We start from the raw sequence: 12,873 nt of genomic DNA, 5'->3' as shown, positions 1-12,873 counted from the left end.
CGTTACAGGTGAATATCAGAAAAGATGGTGGTGACGTGCGCCTGAGTATCAGTTTCGGGCTTGATCAGCGCGATCGCAGGAGCTGGTAGCAGCTGGTCTTTACCATCGGTGAGTAAACTATCTGGTTGCAAACGCAGACCTAGGGGCCTTTTGGTGGCATAAGTTTTGGCATCTATTAATTCAAAGTTAGGTAGACTGGCGGCACTGAAGCCATGAGGTTTTTCGTAGCGATAGCGCCAGCGAGTTGCCCGATTTTTGCAGCGAATAACATAAGTTTTTGGTTTAATTAGGGTGTTTCCATCCTGAGGTTGCAAGAGGGAGAAAGCTGATGGAACTAGGCTCTGATTCAGAACGATTTCGACCAGAGCAAATGCATCTTTGGAAGCAATAGGGTCACACAGAACAAACCGATCAACTTGGATATTATTTAGGCATAGCTTGTAGCAACCGGGGATTTGTCCAGAAAAATTTAAGCTACAAGCGATCGCATCACCAGGAGTATGAGTAATTGGAGTTGTGACATCCAAAACAAAGGTTTCCTGCTCATGCACATTGACTAAAGTTAAACGCCAGATATCACCAGGGTTAGCTTTAGGAATCGTATATATTCGGGAAAGTCCCTGTTGAGGTAACCTGTCTAGTTCTGAGACATATTGACTATTAGGCAAGATATCCCAATCATTGGCGTTCGGGTTCTTACTGGCAGAAGCCTGGTAAAGCAACGCTTCTAGAGTTTTGCCATCGTGATGGACTAATTGTCCTAGATGATATTCGCTGTTGGCAGCGTAATTTGGCAAGGGTTGAGTCAAGAATAAAGCATGACCCTGATTAAGCGAGAGGTTCGAGAAATAATAAATTTGATGGCGGTTCGTAGTTAGAGGCAGATTCGTGAAATTGGCAAAATAGCGATCGCGCACTATCAGCCAGAATGTCAGTTGCTCAGGTCGATTAACTGGTAGTAAAGTCGCAAAATCACCCGACGATGCTTGTTCTACATGGGCAAAGATACTTGCTCCTCGTGGCTGTGGACGAAAGAGCCAACGGAGATTTCGCAGTACCCGCAGACATTCTGGGGTGGGCACCAGAGCCAACATATCGGAGATGTCATAACCAGTTGGTGGTGGTTTAGGTGGATTGGGCTGGCCTAGATAATAGTCGTGCCAAATCTCTAGATCGAGGATTTTTTTATATAAAACTTTCATGACTGGTTACTCCTCACTCATTAATAGAGACTCCAGAGATGACTTCGCTTTCGGCCTGCCGTTTTTGTGCCTCTATAGCTATCAGGCGGGCACGATACATCACGAAGGGTACTTGTTTACCACCCAGAGATCCCCATAGTTGGTTAAGTTGCTCGAAGCTGAGGGAATAAAGGTCTGGTATGACTCGCACATTGCGCGAGATACCGCCATTTCCAGGCGTAGAGGTAAATGAGATTTCCTGTTGCGACTGAAAAAACTCCACCACCCGCGAAAGCAGTCTGAGGGCTGTTTCGTACTGATTGTGTAGTGAGGAAAAAAGAATAAATAGATTGAGGTTTACAGGAGGGTTTTGGTAAACAGTGCGCCCATTATCCAAGCGATAGTGACTAGCATTTTTGAGGGTAGCCTCTTCTTGGAGGTTGACCAAGCTCATCACCACATGGCCATTCAGCTGATTGTTTGGTCCACCGAGTTCTTCAGCCATGCCAATGTTATCTATCAGCACAACCTGTCCAGGCTCAAGTTCTGGCTCAAGCTCTAGGATGTAGCGCTGCAAACCAATCTGTATCAACCTCATTGCATCAAATATCATAAAAAGTCGCTCAAGGAATCAGCCAGAGACTTAGATTTTTTCATCTATATCCAGAAGTAGTAATGGCACAAAAAACTGAGGGCACTTGTCTAAAAAAATGCCCGGATCAAGGTAATTGTTGCAACATTAATTTTTTGCGGCAAAGCTCCGAGATGATTTAGTTACTTGGGTATTTTTTGAATTGGTTCTCCCTAGTCTGCAAGCTTATTTGAACTTTATAGGGCTTTAGCCTAATTTTGCGACTTTACTAGTTAAAAATGAAAATATCTAGCCCGCCATTTTATCTACAACCGTATTATTACCCAATAAAGACAATATCTTTTCTTTGAGTTTTCTTTCGCTGAATGTAATAATTATTTGTATTCTATGTATTTTCACCCCCTAGGTTTTGTTACCAAAATCTAAGACAATACCAAAATTATATTTTTGGGTCAAGTTAGATCGACAATCATTTGTCCTTGGTCAAGAGTCAAGAGTCAATGGTCAATAGCCACATAGTTGTTTCTTCCTTCCCCTGCCCCCTTTCCCCTCCTCAAGAGCCTTTGGAGTTTGCGATCGCTATTTACATCATCTTTCCAGCTTTGCTAAACTCCCGCTTGATAGCGTAAAGCAGATCCTCATGATGAATGACTGTATCACCTTGCTGTAATGCTTGCAGACAAGAGTACTGCACCACATTCATGATGTCTGATCCAGTCAGTTCATAAGTAGCTGAAAGTTGAGGTAAGTCTACGACATCAGCCAACCTAACCTGGGATGGAAACGCCATTTGCCACAGTTGCAACCGTTCTTTGGCGTTGGGCATAGGGAATTGAATAATTGATTGAAATCTGCGGATGAAGGCCTCGTCAATATTACTTTTGAAGTTGGACGAGAGGATTACCAGCCCGTCATAATTTTCTACCCGTTGTAGCAGGTAGCTTACTTCTTGATTAGCATATTTATCATGAGCGTCACGCACATTGGTGCGCTTGCCAAAAAGAGCATCAGCCTCATCGAAGAAAAGAATCCAATCTTTACTTTCGGCTCGGGCGAAGAGGTTAGCTAGGTTCTTTTCGGTCTCACCAATAAATTTTGACACCATCATTGAGATGTCAACCTTGTAAACATCTTTGCCAGTATATTTGCCCAAAAGACTGGCTGTGAGGGTCTTGCCTGTACCAGGTGGGCCATAAAATAGGGCCCGATAGCCCAGCTTGAGTTTCTTTTTCATGCCCCATTCATAGAGAATGGTTGGCCCATAGGTAATCCAGGCTTCTAGATCGCGAATTTGTTGTAAGGTTTGGGCATTGAGAACCAAATCCTCCCACTCCATTTCAGTAGTGATGTGCTGCGCGGGAAAACGCGTACTAAAATGGGGGCGGGAAAAGTAACCTTGAATAAAGAGGTCGATGTAGTCCTGAGTCATGACAAGTTTTCCACTCATCAGGGGTTCACCCTCGGCTGGCGAATCGAGGTAGAGTACGCCCTCGCGGGAAAAGGGATGTTCTACGCTGAAAAGCTGCTGTAGACGCAGGCGTTCACGAAGTGACTCCGAAGGAGTATCGCCAAATTGATTACCACCCAGAATAAACAGCACCGTTTCACCAGTCGGTAGAAAGCCACGATGGGTTTTGCCTCTCCATCCACCAATTTCGGGATAATCACCAGCTTGGGGCAACTGAGCCGCAATCAGCCGATCAAAAAAATCGGGTTGCAGATAAGGGGCTAAGGCCATGAGTAGGGTGAGTTGCGCAGCATTATCTAATTGGTGCTTGCGAATAAATCCGAGTAGTGGCGTCTGTGAGGTCATCCATTCATCTGGTGGATTGGGCATTGGTTCCCATTCCTGGCCGTTATCGCTGAAGTAACAGCCCATCCGCCACTGGATTACTTGAGCTAGGTAGTCGAGTGCTATTTGTAGGGTTTGAATATCAGGCAAATGCATTATGATTTATGCAGTTTAGGGGATTTGACTCATTGCACTAGGTGGTAATCTTAATGGCTTTTGTTGATTTTTTTAGATTTGACAACGCGATCGCCTGATTCTCTAGAGACAGAGCATACGCAAATCTGCTTTAGGCTTGCAGAATAGAAATAATCATTATACTTATGCGTATTCTTGCAATGCCCGAAGTAAAAAATCTTAAAAGAAATGCTTGCCAAGATATGTAATTTTTAATTAGTGTATCAATATCTATTTTTGAGAATGTCATCTCATAATAGGTTAAATTTGTTGGGCAATAACGAGCATAGTTGAGCCGCAAGAGCCAGTAAAGACGCTTATTTCAAGTAATAAGGCTCTATTTTTAGCGTTTACAAGACTAGACATGATTGTTTTTCCTACTCTTTGGGCAGCTATAGGACTCATATTTGATTTTTGAAAAAAACTCAGTACAGTTCTATTCCTTCTTCCCCGTTCCCTGTTCCCTCCCTAAGTAAATAATTTTAGTAATCAAATCGGATTGCTATAGTATCAAATGTCATTAATCGATAAGTGCGAATTTAGCGTAGTGGTATCAAACCAAGAGATTGACTAAATTTATGCAAGAAACTGTGATTAAACAAAGTCAAGAATCAGTTAGTAGCCTTCCAGTTCTCTATAAAAGTGAGGATTCCCAGCCTATAAAGTACAATCCCATTCAAGAAGCTATACAACTATGGGAAACTATTTCTCAAAAGGATACTGTAGTTATTTACCAACAAGCTGCCGCTAAAACTTGGAATTTGTTCAAGCAAGCGATCGCTCTCATATCGTTTTTATTTTTCTTATTAATTGCCTTGATTATCTGGGTGTGGGGCATTGCTTTTCAAAGTGGTTCTTATTTTCGGGCGTGGCTGGAAGTTGAACAACCTACTATCGAACAAACCACATCTGCTTTTCTGAAGTTTCTCCTGTGGCCCTTTGAACGCGCATACGAATGGTCTAATTCGTTCATTAAAAAATATTTAGGATGGGAAATCAAATTTAACGCCATACCAGCGAAATCACCTTCCACGCAGCCAGAAAAGACAGCTGCTTCTGGTGCAGTACTCTCAGAGAGTTTATCTATCAGTCAAGACAAACGCATCTAAAATTTTGGCTGTCTTCTCCAGTGAATTGCTAAAGCAACCTAGTATTAAGACTATTTAACTGTTTAACAATCCAATCTTGAACCACTTGGTAAACTTCATCAGCAACTTCATCTAAACCATGACTGGCATTTGGATAAAAAATTATCTGCTTGGGTTGTAGGGCCCGCTGATAAACATTTTGCGAGCAGTCAGGTGATAATACCTCGTCATTCGTGCCATGCAGTAGCAGAAGCGAGCATCGTGTTGCTAGTTCTGGTGCGGAATCTGTACCGTAGGCTTGAGTCGCAAGGGTGACAATAGTACAAACATTTGGGGATTGAGCAGCAGCTTGAATGACTACCGCACCTCCAAGAGAGTGTCCCACTAATGCTAAATCTTTTATACCCTCATCCTGTAAATACGTAATACCTGCAATTACATCTAAAACAGCTTCCTCTAACTGTGTGGGGTTGCGGTAGCGTACTCTCAAGGAAGCGATCGCGTTTGATCTGAGCTTTTCACACAACAAGGGATAAAGCCCACGTGCAGGTGTATCCCAGCCACCGCCTACACCGCCAACCCAAATCACTGCCTTTTCAGCATTTATTACAGGATAATAGCGACAATGAATTGAACCTCGACTAGTTATCAACTTCACAGGATAATAGTCTTCTTTTTGAGGTTCGACTTCAACGCCCTCGACTATCCTCTCAAAGGATTCATCATATATAGGTTGCACAAACCAAATCCTCCAAAATGCTTCTTCAATTAAATGAATTTGATGGAGGTTGAATAAAGCTATTTTGCTGGTTGTATTCTTAATTATTTCTTAAGTACACCATTCTCATCAAACTCATATTAAATTTAGTTTCTATGCAGAACTTAGCAGTATCCTCTATCTACGGGTTAATCAGCTGTTACCCATTTAATTTGTAGTTTTTGAGAAGACAGGGTGTAAAGTTAACATTCTATCTGCAAAAATAACTTTCCCATTCTTTATTTTGGAAGTCGGCAGCAGTATCTAATCTAGTCAGGTTTGATACTGCAAGCAGATGCCTATGATGACTGCGCTAAATTGGATACCAATATCTGCCTTCTGCCAGGCTTCAGCAACAAATATTTACACAGACTTACTTAAAGTATTGTTCAATAATAGTATTAGCTATTTATCTTGCATTTAGTAACAGCAAATAAATAATAATCGTAAAATCAGGAAAATCGTCTGTTGCCAGTGATGCAATTATGTAGCTTGTCACCATTTAATATTGCAGTGGGTGAACACCGTGGTAGCTGAGCATCATATAGATCTATCAATAGCCCGCGAGCAGATGCTGCAACATATCCTTCAAATTGAAGACTTGGCAGCCCTGCAAGAACGCAAACGTATTGCTCGCGACATCCATGATTCTTTGGGAAACGCTCTGACAACTCTCAATATTCAGCTGCAAACAGCACACAAACTTTGGAATCTTGACCCCACCCTAGCTGAAAAGTTTTTAGCAGAAGCCCAACGTCTAGGAGCGATCGCTATTCAAGAGGTTCGCCAATCTGTCAGCAGTATGCGGGAGATTGCGCCCATAGAGCAGACATTAACAGATCTGATCGATTCTTTAGTACAAAATTTTTCTCAAGTTACAGGTATCTTACCTTCTACCAGCATTAACCTACCTGTTTCTTTATCTACCGAAGTAGTCAAAACTCTTTACAGAATTATTCAAGAAGGATTGACAAATATATGTAAATATGCAGGGGCAACAAAAGTCGAGATTAATCTCAGTCACACTTCCAGCAATTTGTGCCTCACCATTCAAGACAATGGCAAAGGATTCAGGCTGTTGCAAAACAAAACTGGATTTGGACTCCAAGGAATGCAAGAACGGGTTTTAGCCTTAAAAGGTAATTTTAATATTGACACTGAGCCAGGATATGGCTGTCGAATTACTGTTAATCTGCCGTTGGAGCAGCGGACAGTTTGGGAACAAACAATATCAGAAGAAGATTTAAATTTAAAAATTGTTGATAAAACTCCACTTGCACAAACTTCCGGAACAGATTCTAGTTTAGAAAATCTTAATAAAACTCCACTGACAAAAACTTCCACAACAGATTCTAGTTTAGAAAATCTTGATAAAACTCCTGTTGAACTAACTTCTACAAAAGACTTTAATTTAAAAATTGTTGATAAAAGTCCTGTTGAAGAGACTTTAGGAATAGATTTTAGTTTAAAAATAGCTGATAAAAATCCACTCGAAGAGATTTGTGATAAACTTTCACCATCTGAGTTTCAGCCACAGTTAGTTCTTACTCCAGAAGAGTATAACCATTTGGATAATACTCTTCTGCAATTTGTCGAGACGATAGCTCCTACATTATTAAAACAAGTTGCGACTCAAGTTGCTGACAGCAAAAAGTTAGTTGATAATTTGCAGTTAAACTTGGCTGATCGGCAACACCCTGAGTTAGAAAACACAAGAATGTTGTTTAGGGAATCAAACCCTGAAACAGAAAAGAATACGGAAAAGAATTTAGATAATTTAGCTAGCGATGATTGCTTTATCAGTCAATGTGAGCAAAAGTTGGCTGAGTTAATTGGTCCAATAGCTCATTACCTAGTCCAAAAAGTACGGCAATCTTCTCCCAATATTTCTCATGCAGAACTAATAAAAACACTAGCATTAGAAATTTCCGATCCAAAAAAAGTACCACAAGCTTTCAACTACCAAGAAGTCATAGATAAATTGTCCGTTCACTTTGCTTCTCATGAAACAATTGCTGTTAAGCAGCAATCAAGTTCTTTAGTAAGCGCATCTTTGAGTCAACCAGAAGTAAAGTCAAAGCCAGAAGATCTACCTATGAATTTATTGGGTACAACAGATGTTCTAGCAATCTCTGAAAGCTTTGTACACCAATGCGAGCGAGACTTGGCCGAATTCATTGGACCGATCGCTGTTTTCCTTGTTCAAAAAGCTGTCAAATCTTCCCTAAACATTTCCCGCAAAGAACTGATAAAAATATTGGCAGCAGAAATTCCCGATCCTGGCAAAGCTTCTCAATTTCAGCAACGCCTACTTTCCTAATTCCCAAATTTGCTAAGCTAATGCGTGCCTAAATCAAGCAATTTTTCGTAAAGACCATCAAAGGATAGAAGATGACCCTGATGAGTGAATATACAGCTTTATTTGCGTCACTGCTTACCCTAAATGTTTGCCTGCTGCCTTTGATAAAGTGACCAGTACAACCCCTTTTGTTGTAACAATTGTGGGTGGGTACCACGTTCTGCAATGACACCTTGCTCCATCACCAAAATCAAATCCGCACGTTTGAGGGGAGCAAAACGGTGTGCAATTAGAAATACGGTGCGGTTGGCGGAAATTTTTTGCAGGTTTTGTAATACTTGCTGCTCGGTTTCACTATCTAAAGCACTGGTGGCTTCATCCAAAATTAGAATCGGGGCTGAGGAGAGGAACAATCGCGCTAAGGCTATCCGTTGTCTTTGTCCACCAGATAAAGCCGTACCGCGTTCACCAACGTTGGTTTCGTAACCATAAGGTAATTGACTAATGAAGTCGTGGGCTACAGCTAGTCTTGCAGCTTCTACTACTTGCTCTGCGGTAATATCAGAGCTACCCAGGGTGATATTTTCTAAGATTGAACCGTTGAATAAAAAGTCTTCTTGGAGAACTACACCAATTTGTTGTCTTAGTGAAGCTAAATCAGCACTTTTAATATCAAAACCATCTATGAGGATACGTCCTGATTCAATTTGATAAAGGCGTTGCAATAATTTAGACAGGGTACTTTTACCAGAACCACTGCGTCCAACAATACCCACAAATTGCCCTGGTTCAACATTGAAAGAAATGCCGCGTAGAACTGGTTCAGTACTTGCTTGATAGCGGAAAAAAACTTGCTCAAAAGTGATTTGTCCGTTCAACGCAGGTAAAACTAAACCTGTTCCTGGTTCTGCTTCTGGAGCAACGTTCAGAATATCACCAATCCGGTCCACTGAAAGTAAGACTTGTTGCAGATTTTGCCACAACTGCACTAAGCGCAACAATGGTCCGGTGACTCTTCCCGATAACATTTGAAAAGCTACAAGTTGACCAATGGTGAGTTTCTGGTCGATGACTAATTTGGCTCCAAACCAGAGAATTAGCAAGGTGGACAAATTGGTGAGAAAGTCACCGAGATTACTGCTGATGTTGGAGGTAGTCGAGGCTTTAAAACTGGTGCGAATGAAGCGAGCAAATAAACCTTCCCAGCGATCGCGTGCAACTGGTTCGGCTGCATGGGCTTTAACTGAGTGGATTCCGGTAACTGTCTCGACTAAAAATGATTGACTATCAGCACTGCGGTTAAAGGTTTCGTTGAGCCAATTGCGAAGAATTGGTGTAGAAACTATCGTTAACGTCGCAAATAGCGGCAGTACTGCCAACGCCACAAAGGTAAGGGGGATATTGTAATAAAACATCAATGCTAAATACACCACAGCAAAGATGCTATCCAAAATCACCGTTAAGGCTGTACCTGTGAGAAACTGGCGGATTTGTTCTAGTTCTTGAACTCTGGCTACTGTGTCTCCGACACGCCGCGACTCAAAATAAGCTAAAGGCAAACGCATTAAGTGGCGAAATAGCTGTGCCGATAAACTTAAATCTAAACGTCGCGCTGTATGGGTGAAGATAAATAGACGCAGAATGCCGAGTACAGCTTCAAATATTGCTACCAGTAACAGTGCGATCGCCATGACATCGAGAGTCGGTAAACTCTCCTGCACCATGACTTTATCGATGACGACTTGAGTAATTAGCGGTGTTGCTAACCCCAAAAGCTGCAATGTCAAGGACGCTAGCAATACTTCGCCTAGTAATTTCCGGTATTTCCAAACTGCGGGAGTAAACCAACTGAGGTTAAATTTCTCTTGCTGGGAGATGAGTTCTACTTGCCACATCTGCCCATCCCAAGCCGCTTCAACCACTGATTGGGGCAGGCTTTCGCAAGTGCGATCGCCATTTAAGGGATTGGCTATAATCAAGCGATCGCCTTTAACTCCATAGGCGACTACCCAGGTAGGAGTCGATTGAGAGCCAGAATTCCACTGCATTAAAGCTGGAAATGACAACTGTCGCAAATCGCTCCAACTAATTTGCAACCGCTGCAACACCAACCCTAACTTTTCTGCTGCTTCGACAACATTTTTTGGGCGTTGTCCTCTAAGTTGACGTTGTACCCATTCCAGTTTCACAGCATTATCCAAATGTTGCGCCACCATTGTTAAACAAGCGGCTGCTGTATTCCAGCTAGCAACGAAAGGATAATTAAAGATTGTTGGTGTGGGTGGCTGGGGACTGGGGAGTGAAGATTGGGAACTGGGGGACAAGGGGGGTAAGGGGGATAATGCTCCCTTGTCTTCCCCCTGTCTGTTGTCTCCTCCTACTTCCTCTTCCCCCTCAACTTGTGAACCTTGCCAGAAGCTTTCCATTTCTGGCGTTAAAACTTCTATCCACAGTGCTGCATCCCAAGACACTACTATTACTTCTTTACTAGCAGCTACAGCTTTGCACTCTACAGATAACTTTTGTAAGTCCCCAAACCAGTCTCCTGGTTGTAAAGCTGCTAGCGGCTTGCCAACATCTTCTTCTCGCAAGCGAACTTTACCAGTGACAATAAAAAAATGGTGGCCTCCGGTTTTGGTTGACCAGATTTTTTCTCCTAAACGATACCGACGAATTTCTGATTGATTTTGTAATCGGGATTGTTGTTCAGGAGTAAGCCAGCATAGCGGCGGTTGATTCCACGGTACAGAAGCTAGCACGTTTATTCGTAGAGATTGAGTATCCAGAAGTTTTATTTCACTTGTAATTTGACTGTCAGCTTTTGAATTTTCTCTGCTAACCATTTCTCAAACAATTCATTTTGTAGTGCTTGCTTTAGTTGAGTATCTTCTAAAGAGGCTGGCAGAAATTGTTCTAATCGAAACAAACCATAACGTCCGTCGAGTTCTATTGGTCCAATCAATTGTCCGGGAATTGCTGCATCAATCGCAGCCCTCAATATATCTGGCAATGTTCCCCGGCTGATTGGTCCCATCATGCCATTGACAATGCGATCGTCTGCTAGTGAATACTCTTTAGCTAGTTGCTCAAAACTACCTCCTTCTTCGATTTGAGTTTGTAGTTCTTCACTGAGTTCGCGATTATCAACAAAAATCCTCGAAAGTACCACCCTGTCCAGATAAATTTTGCGTTCAATAAAATACTCAGGGAGTTTTGGTTCTGTAATTAAAGCTTTCAGTTTTTCTAACTTAAAGCCAAAGGCAATTGATGAGTGAAATGTAGCGTAATCTGTGCCATTTTTCTTTAACCATTCTTGGAAAATTTGAGGTTCAGTTAGTTGATTTTTGAGACGAAAATCAATAATTGTCTGTTCTGTTAAAGCCGAACTGATATCAATATCGTCTCGCATACTGATTTCTTGCTCAATTATGTACTGGCGGATAATATCGCCAATAAATTGCGTCAATTTGCCAGAGGCTTGCAGATATTTTACTGCTTGTTCAATAGAAATCGGTCGGTTATCAACAGTTAAAAATGATAAAGATTCCATAAACCTATTACGTAGAAAAATGTATAATATTTTATACAAACATATTTGTAACAATCTAGAGATAGCTAATATTATTGGTTAAATCTGTTACCAAAAATAATTTTATAAATTTATTTATAAAATTATTTTTAATATTTACTAATATTATCTAATCAGAAAGGAATTGCCAAACTCAGCTTTTACCTACTGAAAAATCTTGCATATATTTATATCTTTTACAGATAAGTATGTGGACGGGAATCATTCTATTTACACTCAAAACTGTAAAAGTACCTGAGACTTTTACAAACGATCAATGAGCAATGATAAATGACAACCCTTAAAAATTAACTTTATTTATGCCAATCTACTTAATTAAGCAATCAGACTAGCCGATGTGAAGGCAAGTAACATAGCAGCGATCGCACCGATGAATGTATTGAGAATATTGACCACTTCATTAGTCAGCCAGGTGTATTTAGATTGCAGCGTTGCGCCAATCACACTTTCTAAACTGGTAGCAATCAAAGCAGCGATCGCACACCAAACCACCCCCAAAAGGTCAATTAAACCTACTCCCCAACCCAGAAAAGCGATCGCAATTGAAGCCACCACACCAGCTAAAGTTCCTTCTAAACTAACTGCTCCTTCTGTCCCGCGAGGTACTGGTTGCATTGTGGTAATTAAAAAGGTTCGCTTACCGTATGCTTTACCCACTTCACTAGCACAGGTATCAGAAAGTTTGGTACTGAAACTCGCTACATAGCCTAACAAAAGTAGAGATTGGAGACTAAGAGATAGAGATTGGGGAATGGAAGCAAATAATCTTGCATTTAAAATTCCGATTCCCAAAGCACACAGCGCTGCAATCAACGCCGAACCCCAAACATTCTCCGGACCTCTTGCACCAGAACGCTTTTCAGCAATGCCTTCCGCTTCTTTTTGTGCTATTCCTATACGCGTCACCCCGGAACCAACAAGAAAATAAAATGCTACTACTAGATACCCTCGCCAACCCAATGTTCCCCAAATAATTACACCCAATACCCAGGCGTGGAATAAGCCAGCTGGGGTAAGCAGCTTTTTGGGAGCAATCCAAACTAAACCTAACAAAATTGCGTTTAATCCGACTCCCAACAACCAAGGATTTGCAGAATCAAAGAAAGAGAGCATCAGCAACACATCACAATTAGTTTGTCCCGAATATCAACACAATAGCGAATTTATGACTTTGATGCTTAATCCTCTCGACCCCATAATTCAAGAATTACAGATTTTTTCTCCTCTCTCCGGATAAAGCTAGTACCCCATTATGCAATTCAAAATTGAATCGTCTATTAGGCATTGGGCATTTGTTATTGAACGTAGGACTTTTGACCCTTCGTCAAAATTAGTATAATTGGGCGGTTAAGAATAAATTTATAGATAAATTTATATATATAGGACTCGTATTTGACTTTT

General features: G+C 41.3%; 9 protein-coding genes. 2 read left to right on the top strand and 7 right to left on the bottom strand.

Annotated features, from left to right (window positions below; genetic code table 11):
• Window positions 1–2 precede the first annotated feature (2 nt).
• From BV372_RS02840 to BV372_RS02830, 3 genes are all read right to left on the bottom strand, one after another.
• A complete protein-coding gene (locus BV372_RS02840) occupies window positions 3–1,202 on the bottom strand; it encodes a hypothetical protein (protein ID WP_086682970.1) in 1,200 nt (399 codons plus the stop codon).
• 13 nt (window positions 1,203–1,215) lie between these two features.
• Window positions 1,216–1,794: a DUF4255 domain-containing protein gene (locus BV372_RS02835; RefSeq protein ID WP_086682967.1), complete on the bottom strand. Its 579-nt coding sequence runs from the start codon at window positions 1,792–1,794 to the stop codon at window positions 1,216–1,218.
• A 562-nt stretch (window positions 1,795–2,356) separates the two neighbouring features.
• Window positions 2,357–3,721, bottom strand: coding sequence for an ATP-binding protein (locus BV372_RS02830; protein ID WP_086682964.1), 1,365 nt, complete (start codon window positions 3,719–3,721; stop codon window positions 2,357–2,359).
• Between the two features lie 596 nt (window positions 3,722–4,317).
• Between BV372_RS02830 and BV372_RS02825 the strand changes: the two genes are divergently transcribed.
• Window positions 4,318–4,848: a hypothetical protein gene (locus BV372_RS02825; RefSeq protein ID WP_086682961.1), complete on the top strand. Its 531-nt coding sequence runs from the start codon at window positions 4,318–4,320 to the stop codon at window positions 4,846–4,848.
• A 28-nt stretch (window positions 4,849–4,876) separates the two neighbouring features.
• Here the strand turns inward: BV372_RS02825 and BV372_RS02820 are convergent, their stop codons facing one another.
• A complete protein-coding gene (locus tag BV372_RS02820; RefSeq protein ID WP_086682957.1) occupies window positions 4,877–5,566 on the bottom strand; it encodes an alpha/beta hydrolase in 690 nt (229 codons plus the stop codon).
• A gap of 544 nt (window positions 5,567–6,110) precedes the next feature.
• Here BV372_RS02820 and BV372_RS37350 point away from each other — a divergent pair.
• Complete coding sequence (locus BV372_RS37350) at window positions 6,111–7,904, top strand: sensor histidine kinase (protein ID WP_256973069.1); 1,794 nt, start codon at window positions 6,111–6,113, stop codon at window positions 7,902–7,904.
• Window positions 7,905–8,023: 119 nt separating this feature from the next.
• Here BV372_RS37350 and BV372_RS02810 read toward each other — a convergent pair whose 3' ends face one another.
• From BV372_RS02810 to BV372_RS02800, 3 genes are all read right to left on the bottom strand, one after another.
• Window positions 8,024–10,726 carry a type I secretion system permease/ATPase gene (locus BV372_RS02810; protein WP_086682954.1) on the bottom strand — a complete coding sequence of 901 codons (2,703 nt, stop codon included), beginning with the start codon at window positions 10,724–10,726 and terminating at the stop codon, window positions 8,024–8,026.
• Complete coding sequence (locus BV372_RS02805; protein ID WP_086682951.1) at window positions 10,675–11,433, bottom strand: peptidylprolyl isomerase; 759 nt, start codon at window positions 11,431–11,433, stop codon at window positions 10,675–10,677. The genes BV372_RS02810 and BV372_RS02805 overlap by 52 nt, the downstream gene beginning before the upstream one ends.
• 354 nt (window positions 11,434–11,787) lie before the next feature.
• The gene (locus BV372_RS02800; RefSeq protein WP_086682948.1) at window positions 11,788–12,585 is read right to left on the bottom strand and encodes a TIGR00297 family protein; all 798 of its coding nucleotides are present in this window, start codon (window positions 12,583–12,585) and stop codon (window positions 11,788–11,790) included.
• Window positions 12,586–12,873 lie beyond the last annotated feature (288 nt).

Source organism: Nostoc sp. T09, from assembly GCF_002154695.1.
Lineage (GTDB): Bacteria > Cyanobacteriota > Cyanobacteriia > Cyanobacteriales > Nostocaceae > Aulosira.
Note: the sequence above shows the minus strand (reverse complement) of the source record. Positions and strands in the feature narration are given on the sequence as shown.

Bases quoted from the DNA above. Each gene is read 5' to 3' on its own strand.
- BV372_RS02840 (WP_086682970.1), bottom strand. From the start codon at position 1,202: ATGAAAGTTTTATATAAAAAAATCCTCGATCTAGAGATTTGGCACGAC.
- BV372_RS02835 (WP_086682967.1), bottom strand. From the start codon at position 1,794: ATGATATTTGATGCAATGAGGTTGATACAGATTGGTTTGCAGCGCTAC.
- BV372_RS02830 (WP_086682964.1), bottom strand. From the start codon at position 3,721: ATGCATTTGCCTGATATTCAAACCCTACAAATAGCACTCGACTACCTA.
- BV372_RS02825 (WP_086682961.1), top strand. From the start codon at position 4,318: ATGCAAGAAACTGTGATTAAACAAAGTCAAGAATCAGTTAGTAGCCTT.
- BV372_RS02810 (WP_086682954.1), bottom strand. From the start codon at position 10,726: ATGGTTAGCAGAGAAAATTCAAAAGCTGACAGTCAAATTACAAGTGAA.
- BV372_RS02805 (WP_086682951.1), bottom strand. From the start codon at position 11,433: ATGGAATCTTTATCATTTTTAACTGTTGATAACCGACCGATTTCTATT.
- BV372_RS02800 (WP_086682948.1), bottom strand. From the start codon at position 12,585: ATGCTCTCTTTCTTTGATTCTGCAAATCCTTGGTTGTTGGGAGTCGGA.